The 16,823-nt window shown below is 53.0% G+C and carries 17 protein-coding genes and 1 pseudogene; 9 read left to right on the top strand and 9 right to left on the bottom strand.

Annotated features, from left to right (window positions below; all coding sequences use genetic code 11):
• Nucleotides 1–137 precede the first annotated feature (137 nt).
• The 3 genes from sra to AAIG39_RS10440 all read right to left on the bottom strand — a co-directional run bounded on the left by sra (nucleotide 138) and on the right by AAIG39_RS10440 (nucleotide 3,118).
• Nucleotides 138–272 (bottom strand): stationary-phase-induced ribosome-associated protein, encoded by a 135-nt coding sequence (sra, locus tag AAIG39_RS10450; protein ID WP_047370343.1) that lies wholly within the window; start codon nucleotides 270–272, stop codon nucleotides 138–140.
• Nucleotides 273–439: 167 nt separating this feature from the next.
• Nucleotides 440–1,489, bottom strand: coding sequence for a mannuronate-specific alginate lyase (locus AAIG39_RS10445; RefSeq protein ID WP_343193793.1), 1,050 nt, complete (start codon nucleotides 1,487–1,489; stop codon nucleotides 440–442).
• Nucleotides 1,490–1,573: 84 nt separating this feature from the next.
• A complete protein-coding gene (locus AAIG39_RS10440; RefSeq protein ID WP_343193792.1) occupies nucleotides 1,574–3,118 on the bottom strand; it encodes a methyl-accepting chemotaxis protein in 1,545 nt (514 codons plus the stop codon).
• 603 nt (nucleotides 3,119–3,721) lie between these two features.
• On the opposite strand from AAIG39_RS10440, the gene AAIG39_RS10435 reads away from it, so the two are divergent.
• Nucleotides 3,722–4,939: a diguanylate phosphodiesterase gene (locus tag AAIG39_RS10435; RefSeq protein ID WP_090084348.1), complete on the top strand. Its 1,218-nt coding sequence runs from the start codon at nucleotides 3,722–3,724 to the stop codon at nucleotides 4,937–4,939.
• Nucleotides 4,940–5,219: 280 nt separating this feature from the next.
• Nucleotides 5,220–6,779, top strand: coding sequence for a sensor domain-containing diguanylate cyclase (locus AAIG39_RS10430; protein WP_343193791.1), 1,560 nt, complete (start codon nucleotides 5,220–5,222; stop codon nucleotides 6,777–6,779).
• Nucleotides 6,780–6,782: 3 nt separating this feature from the next.
• Here the strand turns inward: AAIG39_RS10430 and AAIG39_RS10425 are convergent.
• A pseudogene (locus AAIG39_RS10425) lies at nucleotides 6,783–7,207 on the bottom strand (GNAT family N-acetyltransferase).
• An 84-nt stretch (nucleotides 7,208–7,291) separates the two neighbouring features.
• Nucleotides 7,292–8,539: an alpha/beta hydrolase gene (locus AAIG39_RS10420; RefSeq protein ID WP_343193790.1), complete on the bottom strand. Its 1,248-nt coding sequence runs from the start codon at nucleotides 8,537–8,539 to the stop codon at nucleotides 7,292–7,294.
• 154 nt (nucleotides 8,540–8,693) lie between these two features.
• Between AAIG39_RS10420 and AAIG39_RS10415 the strand changes: the two genes are divergently transcribed.
• Nucleotides 8,694–9,404 (top strand): GNAT family N-acetyltransferase, encoded by a 711-nt coding sequence (locus AAIG39_RS10415; RefSeq protein WP_343193789.1) that lies wholly within the window; start codon nucleotides 8,694–8,696, stop codon nucleotides 9,402–9,404.
• A 98-nt stretch (nucleotides 9,405–9,502) separates the two neighbouring features.
• The gene (locus AAIG39_RS10410; RefSeq protein ID WP_343193788.1) at nucleotides 9,503–9,895 is read left to right on the top strand and encodes a cell envelope integrity TolA C-terminal domain-containing protein; all 393 of its coding nucleotides are present in this window, start codon (nucleotides 9,503–9,505) and stop codon (nucleotides 9,893–9,895) included.
• Nucleotides 9,896–9,948: 53 nt separating this feature from the next.
• Here AAIG39_RS10410 and AAIG39_RS10405 read toward each other — a convergent pair whose 3' ends face one another.
• Complete coding sequence (locus AAIG39_RS10405; protein WP_343193787.1) at nucleotides 9,949–11,367, bottom strand: MFS transporter; 1,419 nt, start codon at nucleotides 11,365–11,367, stop codon at nucleotides 9,949–9,951.
• Between the two features lie 120 nt (nucleotides 11,368–11,487).
• Between AAIG39_RS10405 and AAIG39_RS10400 the strand changes: the two genes are divergently transcribed.
• Together AAIG39_RS10400 and AAIG39_RS10395 are read left to right on the top strand one after the other, a co-directional pair.
• Nucleotides 11,488–12,402, top strand: coding sequence for a LysR family transcriptional regulator (locus AAIG39_RS10400; RefSeq protein WP_343193786.1), 915 nt, complete (start codon nucleotides 11,488–11,490; stop codon nucleotides 12,400–12,402).
• A gap of 64 nt (nucleotides 12,403–12,466) precedes the next feature.
• The gene (locus AAIG39_RS10395; protein WP_090084362.1) at nucleotides 12,467–12,907 is read left to right on the top strand and encodes a GNAT family N-acetyltransferase; all 441 of its coding nucleotides are present in this window, start codon (nucleotides 12,467–12,469) and stop codon (nucleotides 12,905–12,907) included.
• Here the strand turns inward: AAIG39_RS10395 and AAIG39_RS10390 are convergent, their stop codons facing one another.
• Nucleotides 12,908–13,231: an AzlD domain-containing protein gene (locus AAIG39_RS10390; RefSeq protein WP_343193785.1), complete on the bottom strand. Its 324-nt coding sequence runs from the start codon at nucleotides 13,229–13,231 to the stop codon at nucleotides 12,908–12,910.
• Nucleotide 13,232: 1 nt separating this feature from the next.
• Nucleotides 13,233–13,976, bottom strand: a complete 744-nt coding sequence (locus tag AAIG39_RS10385) for an AzlC family ABC transporter permease (RefSeq protein WP_343193784.1) — start codon at nucleotides 13,974–13,976, stop codon at nucleotides 13,233–13,235.
• Between the two features lie 116 nt (nucleotides 13,977–14,092).
• Between AAIG39_RS10385 and AAIG39_RS10380 the strand changes: the two genes are divergently transcribed.
• Nucleotides 14,093–14,929, top strand: coding sequence for an AraC family transcriptional regulator (locus tag AAIG39_RS10380; RefSeq protein WP_343193783.1), 837 nt, complete (start codon nucleotides 14,093–14,095; stop codon nucleotides 14,927–14,929).
• A 26-nt stretch (nucleotides 14,930–14,955) separates the two neighbouring features.
• Nucleotides 14,956–15,663 carry an alpha/beta fold hydrolase gene (locus AAIG39_RS10375; RefSeq protein ID WP_343193782.1) on the top strand — a complete coding sequence of 236 codons (708 nt, stop codon included), beginning with the start codon at nucleotides 14,956–14,958 and terminating at the stop codon, nucleotides 15,661–15,663.
• Between the two features lie 4 nt (nucleotides 15,664–15,667).
• Here the strand turns inward: AAIG39_RS10375 and AAIG39_RS10370 are convergent, their stop codons facing one another.
• Nucleotides 15,668–16,561 (bottom strand): DMT family transporter, encoded by an 894-nt coding sequence (locus AAIG39_RS10370; RefSeq protein WP_090084368.1) that lies wholly within the window; start codon nucleotides 16,559–16,561, stop codon nucleotides 15,668–15,670.
• A 118-nt stretch (nucleotides 16,562–16,679) separates the two neighbouring features.
• Between AAIG39_RS10370 and AAIG39_RS10365 the strand changes: the two genes are divergently transcribed.
• Nucleotides 16,680–16,823 (top strand): LysR family transcriptional regulator (locus AAIG39_RS10365; protein WP_343193893.1); only part of this gene is annotated, 144 nt, incomplete at its 3' end.

The raw sequence follows: 16,823 nt of genomic DNA, 5'->3' as shown, positions 1-16,823 counted from the left end.
TGATCGCGGCGGGTACAGCGGCGCGCGCCAGTATAAAGCATAGATATGGTAAATACTTCTTGTTCGCGTGATTTGGGAGATGAATTTTGCGAGGCGCAATGCCACCCCGAACGGGGCGGCATGAAAGGGGACGTACGTTATTCTTCGCGACGATGACGACCAGAACGGTGCGTCACGGTAACTTCATGATCGTCCTTATTCACCACTTTCCTGATATTAGAGACTTTGTAGTCCAGCCCCATAATATGACGTGCCTGACGGTTCGATTTCATGCTTACTCCTTAATCCAGTTGATGTTTCAAGGACAAGCCCGGCGCGTTGACCAGGCGAAATATAACCTTTTGCAGTGCGACTAAACTGTAGTCGCAAAAGTGATGGTCCGCTAATCCGCCACCAGGTGCAATGACCGATGTCCGTTTTCGGAACAGTCCGGCTGCGGTTAATGGGGTGCAAAAAGCCAGCTCAGATCGCCACCGAGACGGGTGCTGTGCAGCGGGCGCAGGGCGGCAATACGCTGTTTTACCTCCGGGCCACACTCTTCCAGCGCACACCAGCCCTCAAGCCAGGCAAGGCTGGAAGCCTGCCGGGTAAAAGCGATGTCCTGGGGGATACCGGTTTTCCGGGTGAACACATCCGGATTGTCGAACCCGGAGAGAACGCGATTGGCCAGCCGCTGTAGGGCCTTGTTATTTTCGCTGGTCACCTCAACACCATTGCTGCGGGCGAAAAGGGCTATCATGACCAGCGGCTGAATGGCATAGTTGTGATACGAAAAGGTGCGTTGCTCGCGGCGAAGCTCATTCGGTAAAAAACCTGCGTTATCCACCTGGTTCGCGGCGGTGCGGTACATCGCCAGCGACTGGTCAAAGAGATCACGGCGGTCGGTAACAACAGCCGTCGCCATAATCGCCCAGGCCGCCCAGTAGCTGTGGTTGTTAACGCGTTTAAGCGGCAGGTCACGCCAGTCTGCCACCGTCAAATCGGCCAGGTGACTAAGCCAGTGTTCAATGTCGGCTACTTTTTCCTGCTGCCCCTCTAACGGATGTGCAGGAGAGAATTTCAGCTGCAGCCAGGACGATGCGAGCGTCGCCAGCGCCCATTTTCGCATCGATTTCCCGGTGTGATTTTTAGCTACTGTGGTCAGTGCGCCGGCGCGTGCCCATAAATCCAGACCATTGACCACGCATTCCGCCCGCGCCGGATTGCCATCATGGGCGAATCCCGCCACCACCTGACTGACCACTTTTTCAAGGCCGGTAATAGACTTTGTTTGTTGATGGAATGCCCGGTCGGCTTGCGGATTCAGCGTGGCGCGAGCGCTGTCCGAACCCTCATATTTACTGGTGAAATCGAGTGCGCCGGTAAAGGGAGCCGGAAAGGCGGGGCAGGTAAAGCGGGAAGCGGCGTGGTGCTGCGGCGCTTGCTGATAACCTGCCGGGGGGTGCAGAGTTGCCCCGGCAGATGCTGCCATTACGACAGCAATAATCAAACATATCCTCTTGACCAAAGCGAACATGGGTAACCCTGCACGTCAGCATAACGAGACACTGACTATAGCATGGGTCATCAATAATTAGCCTTCGCTGCCACCGAACACATGCACTGCGCGATGCAGACGGGCTGCACGCTCAGAGAGGTTTTCTGCCGCACTGGTCACGTTTTCCACCATGCCGGTGTTGTTATGCGTCATCACACCGACGCGAGAAACGGATTCATTGATCAGTTCCAGCGCCTGTGTCTGTTCATGTGTTGCTGTGCCAATCTCTTTGATCATCGTCGACATAGTGATGACGTTATCAATCATCGCTGTGAGGTGCGTTTCTGTGTTTTCCACCATCTCAACGCCATTTTTGACATTCGCCACGTTCTGTTCGATAAGTGCCTGAATCTCACGTGCTGCGGATGCTGAGTGCTGCGCAAGGTTACGAACTTCCGCCGCAACAACCGCGAAACCGCGCCCGGACTCGCCTGCACGCGCCGCTTCAACTGCGGCGTTCAGTGCCAGGATATTGGTCTGGAAGGCGATACTGTCAATCACGCCGATGATATCAACGATTTTGCTGTTGTCCTGGGAAACGGCCTGCATCATCGAGATTGTTTTCTTCATAATATCGCCGCTGCTTTTCGCACTGGCGCTGGTTTCATCCGCGCGGGTCATCGCCTCTGCGGCGGTTTCAGCGGTCTGCCTTACGGCGCTGGCAATCTCCTCAACCGCCGCGGCGGTCTGATGCAGATCCGCCGACGTTTCTTCCGTACGTTTCTGCAGAGATTCGCCTTCGTCGGTAATGCGCTGGCTGATGTCACGAATGCCATTGATTTGCGCGGAAACATCGCCGACCAGCGAATTGAGGTTGAGGCCTGACTGATTTACCAGACGCATCAGTAAGCCAATTTCATCCACGCGATTAAAATGGCGGTAATCGGCTTTTCGCCCGGAGACCACTTTTTGCATCTGGCTGAGGATAACTTTCAACGGACGACTGATTTGCGCCTGCAAATATACAGACAGCAGGGCCAGGATTCCGATTGTCGTACCGACTTTTTCTACCAGATTAAAAGGGGAAAATTGCATCGCCACTAATAAAGCAGCGGTGATAAAAAGGCCAAAGTTAGTCCGGCGCGTGACGCTCATGCGCTGAAAAATGGATAAAAAAGAGAGCAGGCCACGGCGAACTACCAGACCTTTATAAAAACGATGCCCACGTAATTTATTGTCATTGACTAACTGGTAAAGTTTTTCACTGGCGTTAATTTCCTCACGTTGTGGAATATTACGCACTGAAATATAACCGGTAAGTTGCCCCTGCTGATAAACAGGCGTGACATTAGCCCGCACCCAATAATGGTCGCCATTCTGGCGGCGGTTTTTCACCATGCCGGTCCAGCTGTCGCCTTGCTGAATGGTATACCACAGGTCGCCAAAAGCGGCGGGCGGCATATCCGGGTGACGAATGAGGTTGTGAGGTTCACCGACAAGCTGGTCCTCAGTAAATCCGCTGGCGTCTATAAATGCTGTGTTTGCATAAGTTATATGGCTATGTGTATTCGTCGTCGAAAGCAACGTCGTGCCTTCGTTAAGCAAATACTCTCTCTGTGTAACAGGAGTGTTACGCTTCATAAATAACCCCACAATAAACTGCGTACAATAAACAGGACTTTTTCTGCCAGTGATGGTGTTTTTTTTATTAACCCGGCAGAGAATTTTTTGTTATTACCTGAGCATTTTCCACGAACTGCCATACAACTGAAAGTAGCTGCGTTAAATATTTTTTTAGCCGCGCTTATGGTGACTTATTTAAATATTGTTATGATTTTGCAAAAGAAAAATGGCAGATAATTTTAAGCGAGGAAGAAAAGCGAGACTTAATGCAAATTAAAGGCGGTAAATACATAAAAGGACAGAAAATAAGCGATGAAAAATAGAAACATTAACATAGCAGACTAATATATTCGCAAAACTGTAATAATTTTGTCATTATCAGATCGAAATCTTCTGATGGATATATGGTACATAATAAAGCGTAGCTAAAAGTGGACCGCTGAGTGGTTAAAATGTTTATCTGCGGGTAAGTCAACCTCTTCTGGCGACCGGGCTAGTCCGCGATAACAGGCAGAGAACAGGCCTTAATCAGTGAACGGAATTTGAGCTTACTTGTTACACTATTACCATTGCGTCTATTCATGCAGTATTTGTGTGGATATTTTTTGAGGGAAGTACTCAGTGTTAGCGACTTTGATCTATCGTAGCCGGCTCAACCATGCGTTGGATCCCTCGCAACTGGCTGAACTGGTAAAGCAGGCAAGCTTACGGAATACGGCGTTACAGGTTACCGGTGTGTTGTTGTTTGATGGCAGGCAATTTTTGCAGGTACTGGAAGGTCCGATCTCTGCTGTAAATGCAGTTTTTGAACGTATCAACAAAGATGTCCGCCATGCGAATATCGTGGAACTGATGCGTGATTTTGCGCCGCATCGCCGCTTCCTTGACAAGGGGCTGGTATTGTTTGATTTGAGAAACACCAGACCCAGCGCTGTGCTACGTATGGTCATTAAATTTGGCAGATTAAAATACCATCTTGCCTGTAATGACCGCGTCTATAAATTCATTCGAAATTTTGTCTCGTCACCATTATCGTCAAAACAGGTTTTACATCTCCCCGCGGACCACTGGCAGTTGAATACCCGACTTCCGCCGTTTGAATTGGCTAACGTTTCTGTTTTACAAAACCAGCCCTGCCAGTTTGCTTTTCAACCTATTGTTGACCCCGCGCGCGGTAATATATCCTCACTCGAGGCGTTAATCCGTGGGCCAGACGGTGGCAGCCCGCAGGATTATTTTTCAACCATTCCTGAACATAAATTACATGAAGCAGACCTGGCATCAAAAGGCTGGGCTCTGGCGATGGCAAGGCGTCTGGGGATAGGGAATCACAAGGTGGCTATCAATTTGCTGCCGATGTCGCTGGTGAAGATCCCGGGCGCGGTGAATATTTTGCTGGATCACATTAAACGCAATCAACTTGATCCTGAGCAGGTCATTGTTGAGGTGACCGAAGATGAGGTCATTTCCGGCTATGACGAATTTACGTCTGCCATTCGCCAGTTACGCGCAGCGGGAATTGGTCTGGCGATCGATGATTTTGGTTCCGGATTCGCCGGTTTGTCATTACTTGCCAAGTTTCAGCCGGACAAACTGAAGATTGACCGGAGTATCGTCACCGATATCCATATGCACGGGCCGAAGCAGGCTATCGTCAAAGCTATTATCGATTGCTGCGCTGAGATGCAAATTACCGTCGTGGCGGAAGGCGTCGAGAAAGTTGAAGAGTGGTGCTGGCTTGATGCTGCCGGGATTGAGCGATTTCAGGGTTTCCTTTTTGCACGCCCGATACTCAATGGTGTCTCATCCATTAACTGGCCGCAGCGCATAAAACGTTAATCAGCAATTAACATAATAACAAGGGAGAATAACATTATAAAATCTCCCTTTTATATGGCCGGTCTGGTCTTAAAGATTTATTAGTGAATACAAAGCGTCGCAGGATATATCCTTTGAATAAGGCTATGTAACAGCTTTTATTTCATTAAAAGAAAATCATCCAGATGCTGAAAATAACGCCAGTCATCTCAGTTCATCCTTACCGGAACAAGATCTTGCTTATAAAACATCGTACTTTCATGCTTAACTTAAAGGACGGGATGTGAAGCAAGAGGAAAAAATGAATATCAATAAACATATTTCAGGCGCGCTGGCTCTGAATTCCTCACTTGGACGTAGCATCACTTTTTTCATGACCGCGCTCTTACTGGCGGGCGTGGCGGCCAGTAGCTGGACCCTGACCCGCTCGTGGGACCGTGCCGTTGAGGATATGGAACGTAATGCCATCAACCTGTCCGTTTCCCAGGCGCGTCAGGCGGAAGATACCTTTTTGCAGGCCGAACTGGCACTGCGCGATATACGCCGTACCATACCGTCAGATAGCATCTCAACACTGAATGCCGGCAGCTTCCATATGCTGTTGGCCGACCTGAAAGAGCGTCTGCCGCAACTGCATGGCCTGTTTATCTATGATGCGCAGGGAAATATGAAAGCCACGGCGCTGGATAAGTTCCCGATGGTCAGTAACAACAGCGATCGCGAATATTTTATCTACCATCAGCGTAACAGACACAGCAATATTCATATCGGGCGGGTGATTACGAGCCGTTCAACAGGCGATCTGGTGATTCCCGTCTCGATGCGTATCAGTGATTCGGCAGGAGGCTTTGCCGGGGTGGTGCTCGCGACCATTCGGGTAGATTACTTCCGCCACTTCTACAGCTATTTCGAACTGGAAAACCGGGATCTGCTGGCTTTATTGATTACTGACGGCACGGCGTTATACGTGCGTCCTTTCCCGGATGATGTCATCAACCGCAACCTGTCGGCGAGCCCGCTTTTTACCCGTGAACTGGCGAAAAAAGATCGCGGCAATGCCACCTGGATTTCGGCGCTGGACCATGTGGAACGTATCTTTGGGTTTGCGCGCGTTGAACGTTATCCGCTGGTCGTGGCTGCCGGTTATGACAAACCGGCACTCTGGTCACGCTGGCTAAAAGACAGCTTGCCGGATTTGGTACTCAACGCCATGTTGCTGCTTGGTACCTTACTTATGGGAACTATCGTTTTTCGCCAGGTGCGGATGAATGTGCGTAACCAGACCGAACTGGCGGAACTGCGTGATGAGTTGACCAGTATCAACCACACTTTGCAGCTGATGGCGCTGGCAGACGGGTTAACCGGGCTTGCTAACCGTCGTCAGTTCGATCTGTTTTTAAACCAAAGCCTGAAAGCCTCTTCACTGAGTAAAAAGCCGCTTTCGCTGGTGATGCTCGATATCGATTTTTTTAAACGCTATAACGACTTTTACGGACATGTGGCGGGAGATACCTGTCTGCGCACGGTCGGCGAAATCATCCAGAAACTCAAACTGCGTAATACCGATTTGATTGCCCGCTACGGGGGCGAGGAGTTCGCGATTATTCTGCCGGATACCGGGCCAGAGGCCGCGCTGTTTGTTGCCCGTCAGGCGGTGGCAGCCGTTCGCAGCGCGAAAATACCGCATGGAGAATCGGGGTCGGCAAGCAAAGTAGTGACCATCAGCGCCGGCTGTTTTTCCCTGATCGGCAGTGGAAGTGAAGATGATGTGATTCGCCTGAAAGAGGGGGCGGATAAGGCGCTGTATATGGCAAAAATTCAGGGCAGAGACCGGGCGCTTTCTAACCCGGACTCCCTTTAAGCGTTAGAGGCTAACCAGCGTTTTGGTGAGATAATGACGCTGGATGCCTTTTTCGGGAAAGTCATCGAGCGTCATCTGCAGCACATAACCCTGCTTTTGGTAAAACGGTAGAGCCTGAAAACTGAACGTATCCACCAGTGATTGTAGGCAACCCTGTTTTACCGCTTCTTTCTCCGCCGCCTTAATCAATTCTGTACCCAGTCCGCTACCACGCATGGCTTCGCTAACCCATAAATAGCTGATAGAGAGCCATTCGCTTTTACGCGTGCCAATCAATCCACCGGTCATTTACCGTTTACATCACGACAAAAGACGCCAATAGGTCCCCATTCACGATTGCGGAGAAAAGGGCGGTTAAATTCCCGTAAACCATCCAGCAACTCGTTTTGTTCCTGCTCAGTTATTTCTGTCGTTACGCGTAAAAACATAAGGCATCCTTTTTAGGGTGGGTCCATATTATTGAGCAAACTATTCTCGCAGAAACGGCGCTTAAAGAAACAGCGCTTAAGAAGTTAGTTGTTATACAAAATGCCTTTTGTTGCTGGCTGCGCCTTTCCCGGTATAACCAGTGACCCGCAGCTGTCTGGTCGCGGCTTGCCTGCCAGCACCGCCTGAACAAAGGTGAGCTCATCTGCAAATGCGGTATTCACAGTGCCGTTATGGGTAATGCCCTGATAGGTTTTCCATTCGAGGGGATTGCCTGCGACGCACAGTGCGGCCACGGCGGCATACTGGTGATAGGGCGATAGCGTGCGGTCTGCCAGACCGGTCGCCAGAAACAGCGGGGCGGGAAAACGGGCTAATGGCATATCCGTGACGGGTTTTAACACCGCCGTTATCTGTTTACTCCCCCCCACAAACGCATTATCAGCATTCAAATGCAGGCTGCGCTGATAGTGCGTGAGTTCCGGCATGCAGGCAACCTTAACCATAGCCAGCAACTTCGCCCCTTTTGCAGTCACCAGCTTTTCAGGCGCGGGCGCATCATCTGCCAGCGAACCACCTGGCAGGCGTAGCATCTCCAGCCGTGGCGGTGTGCCATGAATTCGCCCGTCTCCTGCCGCAACAGGGCCGTCAGGGAATGTCGCCACCAGACCCGTGGCAATGGTCGCCTGTAATTTCAGCTCCGGCGCGTAGGAGGGGGCAATGTAGCTTGCCCCCAGCGACGCCCCCGAGCCTTGCGACTGCCCGGTTATCACAAGGCGATTGGCGAGCTGCTGCGGGTAGGCCTGCAGCGCCGCGCGAACGCTATCCAGTACAGAGCGTCCTTCTGACTGCCAAATCAGATAGGGATGCGGCCCCGGCCCGCCAAGACCCTGATAATCCGTTGCGACAACGGCAAAACCCTGTTGCAACCATTTATTGATATAGCTCGCATCGCGTGGTGTATGGCCCGTCCAGGAGGGGGCGCAGGAGTCAGCAATCCCCAGCGTGCCGTGAGCCCAGGCAACCAGCGGCCAGCCGCCGGGGGGCGGTTTGCCTTGCGGAAAATAGAGCGCCCCGCTCACGGGGACAATACCCGCATCCCAGCGCACATCGCGGGAGGAGTAAAGAATACGCCGCGATTGCCCCGCCACAATCTCCGGCTGGCGCTTCATTGGCTCTTCACGCAGCATTATGCCGGGCTTGTCGGGCAGCGCGGCATCCCAGCGGTAAAAGGGGGATAAATCCTGATCGCCCACCTCCGGTCCGACCGGTAAAGCGGCAAGGCTAACACCAGGCAACAGTATGCTAATCACAAGCGCAAGGTGAAATCTCACGTGTTGTTCTCCAGGCATGGCATCACATGGGGGATAAATAAGGATGGAACACTATTGCACCATCCTTAACAGTATGCAGTAATCAGTGATTCATGCTGCTATAAAAAGATGAAACATAAGGTAAAATGCCTCTTGTTAATCAAGGATGTCACCGATGACGAACCTTACCCAAATCAACCAGTACGGCCAGCAGGTCGGTTTTGCGTTACCGGACTGGCAACCTGTCACGAGACCTGCGCGTTGTACACTGTCCGGCCAGTACTGCCTGTTAGCCCCCCTCAGCCCCGATCATAGCGATGCGCTCTACCATGCCTTTTCGCTGGCGGCGGATGACCGGGACTGGACATGGCTGGGAGCAAACAGGCCAGAAAGTGCGGAAGAGATGGCCACATGGGTCGCACAAAAAATCGCGGATGGCAGTCTGGTGCCGTATGCCGTTATCAACCGTGCCGATAATCGTGCCTGCGGCGTGGTGTGCTGGAGTGCGATTGATACAGTTAACGGGGCCATTGAGATCGGCCATGTGACCTGGTCCCCGTTAATGCAGCGCAACGTGATGGGTACAGAGGCGCTCTATTTATTACTGAGTCAGGCCTTCTCCCTGGGGTATCGCCGGGTGGCATGGCGCTGTGATGCAACGAATGTGGCCTCACGGCGCGCCGCTGAACGAATCGGTTTTACCTTCGAAGGGCGTTTTCGCCAGGTGATGACCCGCAAGCAGCGCAATCGCGATACCGACTGGTTGTCAATTATCGATTGTGAATGGCCTCATTTGCGTTCAGCGCTTGAAAACTGGCTGGACGGCGAGAATTTCGACAGTAAAGGGAAACAAAAGCGCACGCTGGAGAGTTTTAAAGAGACCTAAGCCTCTGTAGCGCTGCCACAAAACGTTCTGCATTTTCGCCAGCCAAATAAAATAACTTACTGATAATTAATTTAATTCATAATTTAAGTGGTAATGGAATGAATAAATTTTTAATGCTGATGGTCCTGGCGGGCGCCGTTTCTGGCTGCACACCGTTTCATCCGGATAACTGCCATAAAACGATGGCACTCAGCGACTGCAATTCCGGACGCTTTACCGATCAGGATGAATACGGAAGGCAGGCGCTTGCTATAAAGCAGGCCATCGAATCGCAGCTAGCCGATCAGTACGCCTGGAAGGATAAAAAATGCCGGTTGCATCTGGATTTCGCTTACGATGGCACGCTTAAGAATGTCGCGTCGCGTGACGGGAACAGAGCCTACTGCGCGGCGCTGGTCAGTGCGGCACAGAAGGCAACTTTCCCGCCATTCCCCAGTCAACATGTGTATGAGGCTTTTGCCAGTTCGCGGTTTGTCATTACAGGGAAGTAGGCCAGCAAATGCCGCTTGCACCTTCTGCGAACGGCATTTCTGATACAGCATCATTAATGCGTTACGGGCCGCGCTCTTAAACGACTGAGACTCACAACGATAGCCAGCACTGTTGCGCAAAGCGCCAGCCATAATCCCAGCCGTACTGCGAAGGCCTCCTGCACCAGGGTGCCGGAAGGGGCGCAGACAGACAAAATCACCCCAATCACTGCCGCTCCCAGACACTGGCCAAATGTGCGCATGATGGCAAGAATGCCCGACGCATAGCTGCTGTGTTCCCGGGACGCGCTGGCGAGCATCTCCCGGTTATTGGGACTTTGAAAACAACCAAATCCCATCCCACACACCAGACCACGCAGACTAATGTCCCACACAGGCGCGTTATCCGGTAATAGCGCTAATAACAGAAGCCCCAGAGCAAAAAAGCATAATCCGACAGTGGAAATAACGGCGGGGGCATAGCGATCAGCCAGTCGTCCGGCGTGGGGAGCAACTAACACGATCCCAACAGGCCAGGCGGTGAAAAGTAGCGCGGAGGTTAACGCGCTATAGCCATAAACACTCTGAAAGAGAAACGGCAGCGCCACGAAAGTCATCCCCTGGCTGACGAACGAAGAGAGCGAGGTTAAAGCGGCCAGTGAAAAACGGGCAGAAGAAAAAAGCGCAAGTGGCACCAGGGGCTGGGTCGCCCGGCGCTGACGGTAAACAAAAGCGATGCCCGAGAAAACAGCCGCAAGCCCGTAGAGCGCCGGTGTCAGCAGTGTGCCTCCGGTTTCACCCGGTCGCGAGAAGGCGGTTGAGGCCATGATCACCGCACCGAGCATCATGGTTGAAAGAAGGGCGCCGGCAACATCAAAGCGTCCGTTTATCCTGCTGCGATGGACAGGCACAACGCGTAAGGTCAGTAACAGGGCAACAATGCCGAAAGGAAGGTTTATTGCGAACAACCATTGCCAGCCAAAAGAAGAGAGTAATGCGCCGCCGACAACCGGCGCGATTGCCGTGTTGGCGGCAATGAGCAGGGCGTTGATCCCCAGGATCCGCCCCAGCAGACGACCCGGGAAAATGGAGCGTAAAATGGCAGGCGCAATACTTAATGTCGCGGCCCCGCCAATCCCCTGCAACAAACGCATCACCACCAGCATCTCCAGTGAGGTCGACAGTGCGCAGCCCAGCGATGCCAGCGTAAACAGGCTGATTCCGGCAGCAAAAAGGGCACGATATCCCATCCGGGGGGCCAGTGCGGCGAAAATGGCCAGCGTCATGGCGGCAGATAACAGATAACCATTAGCAACCCATACCGCATCGCCCGGGGAAACCTCAAGCGCGCGGGCAATTTGTGGCAAGGCGATATTGACCATCGAACCGTCAAAAACGGCCATTGTGGTACTGGTCATTACGGCCACCATTGCCAGACGACGTTCGTGCCCCGGCAGTCCTTCATCACCGGGCTGGTCTGTGAACAAATGCATAAAAAACCTCTGCGAAATAGATGCGAGAGACAACTATAATGAGCCGGTATACAGGGCGGAAGACGCAGCATTTGCACTTATAACCTGCACCAGACGCCTTATCTTAATAAAGGACCTGTGATGACCGAACCCGATCTGAATCTGCTGTTTGCGCTGGATGTCCTGCTTGCTGAACGCAGCGTTGCGCAGGCGGCGCGCCGTCTTGGCCTGAGTGCGTCAGCGATGAGCCGCACGCTCGGTCGGCTACGGGAGACCACCGGCGATCCTTTACTGGTGCGGGCGGGGCGCCACATGGTGCTAACGCCCTATGCCGAAGGGATCCGCGAGCGTACGCAAAAGGCGGTTTTCGAAGCCCGCACGGTACTGCGCCCGGCGCAAACGGAGCTGAACATCAGCACCCACGAACAGCTTTTTACCCTGCGTGCCAATGACGGTTTCGTGGAAGTGTTTGGTCCGGCACTGATTGCCGAAGCAGCGGTCATTGCGCCGGGGATCACCCTGCGTTTTGTCGCAAAACCGGAGAAAACGCCGTACCCCTTACGTGAAGGGCTGGTGGATCTTGAGATTGGGGTGCTCAGTGAGATGGGGCCGGAGATCCGCGTCCAGGCGCTGTTTCGTGACAGATTTGTCGGCGTGGTGCGTAAAGGGCATCCGCTGTCACAGATTAAAGCTGTGACAACGTCACATTACAGTGAGTGGAAACATGTCGTAGCCTCGCGTCGGGGAGCACTTTCCGGCCCGGTTGATGACGCGCTGGCAGAAGCCGGTCTTACACGCAAGATAGCGGCCATCGTTCCTGGTTTTCCTGCTGCGCTGGCCGTTGCCCGGGCAACAGATCTGGTGGCGCTGGTTCCGGCTTCGTTTCTCATTAATCAGTCGGCGGCAGCCGATCTCTCGGTATTCGAACTGCCGGTGAAAACACGCGGGATAACCGTATCGCAACTGTGGCACCCTCGTTCAGAAGTCGACCCGGCGCACCGTTGGTTACGGGCGTTTGTGCGTAACGTCTGCCAGCGCTTGCTACCGGAAAACTGAACTGTCTTACAGAGGAAAAGAGGCGTACTATCTCTCTTCGCGTGATTTTTCAAAAGGATAAAAAATGGACGTGGAAGTACGCGAGGCCAGACCCGACGATTATGCTGCGTGGTTAGCGCTGTGGCAGGGCTATCTTGATTTTGCGGGCAGCACGCTGAGTGATGCCGTTACGCGCGCGACCTGGGCGCGCATTCATTCCCCCGAATCCACCCTGTTATGCCGCGTCGCCGTCGTCGATGGGCAACTGGCGGGTTTTGCCCTGTGCGTCATGCATGAAGGCACCTGGGTAACGCAACCTATCTGTTATCTGGAAGACCTGTATGTTGCTATACCACTGCGTGGTCACGGCGTGGGACGTGCGCTCATTGCGGCGATTCGTCAGGAGGGTGAGAAAAGCGGCTGGGCAAAACTCTACTGGGTGACGCGAACGAACAACCCAGCCCGAAAACTGTATGATCAGGTTGCGGAACTGGGTGATGTCGTGCGTTATACCATCAGTTTGTGACTACAGGCCGAAAAAATACCGCAGACCCGAGTAGGCGACCATCCCGGCGATAACGGTGGCAAAAAGCCCACGGGTGATGATGCCGGTAATGGCGGCGATGGCAGCCGCCAGTAGCGATATGCTTATACCGTTGCTCGTCAGGGCCGGTTTTTCGATAAGTTCCGCCGCAATAATGGCAGCCATAATGGCGGCGGGAATAAATCCCAGCCACTGCTGAACGATCGGAGCCAGGCGAAAGCGGGAAAGCAGTAAAACAGGCACCGTGCGCATCAGCGCCGTCACCAGAGCCGCGATCGCAATCGTCAGTAAAATATTTCTCTCCATCTTATTTCCCTCCTTTTTGTTGCGTCGCGCGTAACAATACCGTTGCCAGCGTTGCCGACAGTGAAGCGGCGACAATCACAATGACACTCAGCTCCATATGACCGGCGGCAAAGAGCGTGACGAGCACAGCAATTGCCACGCTGAACGTTTCAATTTTTTTCTGCCGACTGGCAAACCAAATCATCAGCACCAGACCGATAAACATCGAGACCAGGCTAAAACTTAATCCTTCCATCAATGCGGGCGGCAGCGCAGAGGCCAGACATCCCCCCACCACACAGGCCAGGATCCAGTTCAGCCACGCAGCCAGATTGAGCCCAAACATCCAGGCAAACGGCACCGTACCCTGATGGCCGCCACGCTGAACCGCCACGCCGAAGGTTTCATCGGTCAACAGTAAGCCGCTGACGATTTTTTGCAGTGTCGTCTGCTCGCGGAAGAAAACGCTCATTGCGGAGCTCATCAACAGGTAGCGTAAATTCACCAGAAACACGCTCAGTACCACCGATGCCATTTCTGCCCCCGCAGACCAGAGCGAATAAAACAAAAACTGCGCCGAACCCGTATAGAGCGCGGTCGCCAGAAACGCCGTTTGCCAGACGGTAAACCCCGACAGGGTCCCGATAGCCCCCGCAGCAAAACCGATACTCCAGTAGCCGGGGATGGTTGGCAGGCAAGCGGCAATACCGCCACGAAACAGGGTTGTGGGATCGTCCTTGCGCATGGCGTCACTCTTCATCAACATCACTTTTCCCTTTCTTTCTCGTCGGAATATGCAATCTTAAGTATCCTGAAAAATCGCGATAGTAAAATCCTGCGCATTTGTAAAAATGGCAGGGGTGAGGGCTGGAGAACGAAGACGTGGCGCAAAACAGACGGGATGACATCAGGCTCTGGCGTGATAATGAACTGCATGGAGGAATGGAAATCCTGCGGGCCTCATGTTATGAGCACAGTTATCCGCCGCATTTCCATGACGAGTTTGTGATTGCGGCATTTGCCCGTGGCGCCCAGCGTAACCGAATCTGCCGACAGAAAGGGATCGCGGCGGCGGGGACGGTAATGGTTATCATGCCAGGGGAAGTCCATACAGGGGAGGCGGTAGAGCGCGATGAAGGCTGGGACTATTGCGCGTTCTATCCGTCGCAAAGCCTGATCAATGATGTCGCAGAAACCGTACTGAAAGGACGAGGTGACGTCAATTTTGGTACCGAGGGCATGCGCCACGATCCGCGAATTGCCCGACGTATGCTTCATGCCGCCCGGATACTCAATACCAGCGACGACCTGCTGGAAAAAACATGCGTGATGTACCAGATACTCAACATTCTCATCGGCAATTATGGTGAACGAGCAGTCAAAGGCGCGCGCCGGGATTTTATGCGCGCAGATATTCGCAAAGCCATTGAGTTCCTGCATTGCAGTTACGCGCAACCCCTGACGGTCAAAGAAATTGCGGCCGTCGCCGGGTTAAGCGAGTTCTATTTTATGCGTACTTTCCAGGCCATGACCGGTCTGTCAGTGCATCAGTATCTGACGCAGATTCGCCTGGTCAGGGCGAAAGGGCTGCTTTCCCGTGGTATGCACGCATCACAGGTAGCCAGCGATGTCGGGTTCTTTGATCAAAGCCATCTGATAAAACACTTCCGCGCACACTTTGGCACCACGCCAGGCTTATTCGCCGCCGCCTCAGCCTGATGTGCTTTCGATACAGGCACTAACAGATGATAAACAGACACTATTTTGACGTTCCCTTTGACGGGCAAACACTGCATGGCGATTCCACATATGGCAGCAATGGTCACGTATTAATGATCCACGGCGGTTCGAAAGACAGGGAGGTTTTCATTCATTATCGCGAGCTACTCAATAGTATGGGCTACGGAACGACCGCCTTTGACTGCATCGGTCATGGCGCATCGACGGGCAAGATGAGTGACTCCTCCCTGGACAGCCGTACCCGGCAGGCGCTGGCCGTTATCGCGCATCTTAATGTGCCGGTTACCGGCTGTCTTGGCACCAGTATGGGTGCATACAACGCCGTACAACTCAGTACCCGTGCAGATTTGCGTTCGCTTATTCTTCTCGTTCCTGGTGTCTACACGCCTGAGGCGGACAAGGTAAACTTCGGCCCGGCCTTTTCACAGATAATCCGCCAGGAAAAGAGCTGGCTCAATTCGGATGCCTGGTCGCAGATTTCCGCTTTCAGGGGAAAAGTATTGATTGTTGCCGCAGAGCGCGATGAAGTCATACCACAAGCTATTCCTGAGAAACTGCATAACGCCGCAACGCATACTTCCTGGAAAGCGCTCTTCGTTGTCCCCGGTGCTGACCACAACAGCGTGTGGAAAAATATTACCCACTCGGCGCCTCTGACAGAAAAGGCATATGCGCTTTTTCGTACCTGTCTGGCCCCCATCGATATGGCCTGAACCTTCACTGCGCGCTGTTTTTGCCAGGGCTTACGATCATCCAGACCGCAAGACAGACGATTAGCGCGCCCATGCCGAAACCTTCACTCAGGGTTTCCCCGAGTACAAGGTAGCCCCACAACACGGCAAAGGGAGGGATTAAAAAGGTGACGGTTAATGAACGTAACGGACCAATATCGGCAATCAGCCGGAAATAGAGAATGTAGGCCAGAGCGGTGCAAATCAGCCCAAGCGCGATAACACTCGCCCAGACCCTGCCCTGTAGCCAGGAAATGGCAGGCCCGTCACTGACCGACCAGGCAAAGAAAGGCAGGAGAAACAGCGTGGCGCCGAGCTGGCTGGCGAATGCGACCATTTTCGGTTCCAGTCCGCCGCGCTGACTAATCCAGCGGCGCGTCAGAAAACCGGCCAGCCCGTAACAGGCTGTGGCGATAAGACAGGCCATAACCCCAATAACCACACTGCCTGTCACGTCTGTTTTCCCTGTTGTTGTGATGATCATGATGCCAACGATACCGGAAAGCACACCACTCCATTTGCGTAACGTCAGCGTCTCGCCAAAAAAGAGGCAGCCGATTAATGCCCCCATTAAAGGTGTGGTGGCATTGAGGATCGCCGAATACCCCGCCGGTAAGCGTGTTGCCGCCAGGCAATACATCAAAAAAGGCAAGCCGGAGTTAATTACCCCGAGCATCAGTGCTACAGCGAATTTTCCTTCAAAGCGAAAGGCGGACTTCATTATGGCAAGCATGGCGGCCAGCCCGATAACGCCAAACAGTACACGCAGAAATGCGGTGGTGACAGCACCGAATTCGGGTGCGGCAATGCGCATAAAGAGGAAACTGGCACCCCAGATGGCGGCCAGCAGAAAGAGTCTTGCGTAATCAGAAGTGCGCATATCATACCCGTTTGTTCCGTCAGAAGATGGCAGAAAAACTAAAACGTCAGCCAGAGACATGACAAGCAAGGATTTCTTCTATAATTAAGTTTTCCTAAATCATGGAATTCACGTGACGATGAAATTGCCACCTTTACATGCACTTATGTGCTTTGAATCTGCGGCAAGACACATGAGTGTTAAACGTGCCGCCGAAGAGTTATGCGTTACCCCCAGTGCCGTGAGCCAGCAAGTGTCCAAACTTGAAGAGATGCTGCATACA

This window comes from Phytobacter palmae, from assembly GCF_039409775.1.
GTDB lineage: Bacteria > Pseudomonadota > Gammaproteobacteria > Enterobacterales > Enterobacteriaceae > Phytobacter > Phytobacter palmae.
Note: the sequence above shows the minus strand (reverse complement) of the source record. Positions and strands in the feature narration are given on the sequence as shown.

Coding starts and splice junctions, on each gene's coding strand:
- sra (WP_047370343.1), bottom strand. CDS start 272: ATGAAATCGAACCGTCAGGCACGTCATATTATGGGGCTGGACTACAAA.
- AAIG39_RS10440 (WP_343193792.1), bottom strand. CDS start 3,118: ATGAAGCGTAACACTCCTGTTACACAGAGAGAGTATTTGCTTAACGAA.
- AAIG39_RS10430 (WP_343193791.1), top strand. CDS start 5,220: ATGAATATCAATAAACATATTTCAGGCGCGCTGGCTCTGAATTCCTCA.
- AAIG39_RS10415 (WP_343193789.1), top strand. CDS start 8,694: ATGACGAACCTTACCCAAATCAACCAGTACGGCCAGCAGGTCGGTTTT.
- AAIG39_RS10410 (WP_343193788.1), top strand. CDS start 9,503: ATGAATAAATTTTTAATGCTGATGGTCCTGGCGGGCGCCGTTTCTGGC.
- AAIG39_RS10405 (WP_343193787.1), bottom strand. CDS start 11,367: ATGCATTTGTTCACAGACCAGCCCGGTGATGAAGGACTGCCGGGGCAC.
- AAIG39_RS10400 (WP_343193786.1), top strand. CDS start 11,488: ATGACCGAACCCGATCTGAATCTGCTGTTTGCGCTGGATGTCCTGCTT.
- AAIG39_RS10395 (WP_090084362.1), top strand. CDS start 12,467: ATGGACGTGGAAGTACGCGAGGCCAGACCCGACGATTATGCTGCGTGG.
- AAIG39_RS10390 (WP_343193785.1), bottom strand. CDS start 13,231: ATGGAGAGAAATATTTTACTGACGATTGCGATCGCGGCTCTGGTGACG.
- AAIG39_RS10385 (WP_343193784.1), bottom strand. CDS start 13,976: ATGTTGATGAAGAGTGACGCCATGCGCAAGGACGATCCCACAACCCTG.
- AAIG39_RS10375 (WP_343193782.1), top strand. CDS start 14,956: ATGATAAACAGACACTATTTTGACGTTCCCTTTGACGGGCAAACACTG.
- AAIG39_RS10370 (WP_090084368.1), bottom strand. CDS start 16,561: ATGCGCACTTCTGATTACGCAAGACTCTTTCTGCTGGCCGCCATCTGG.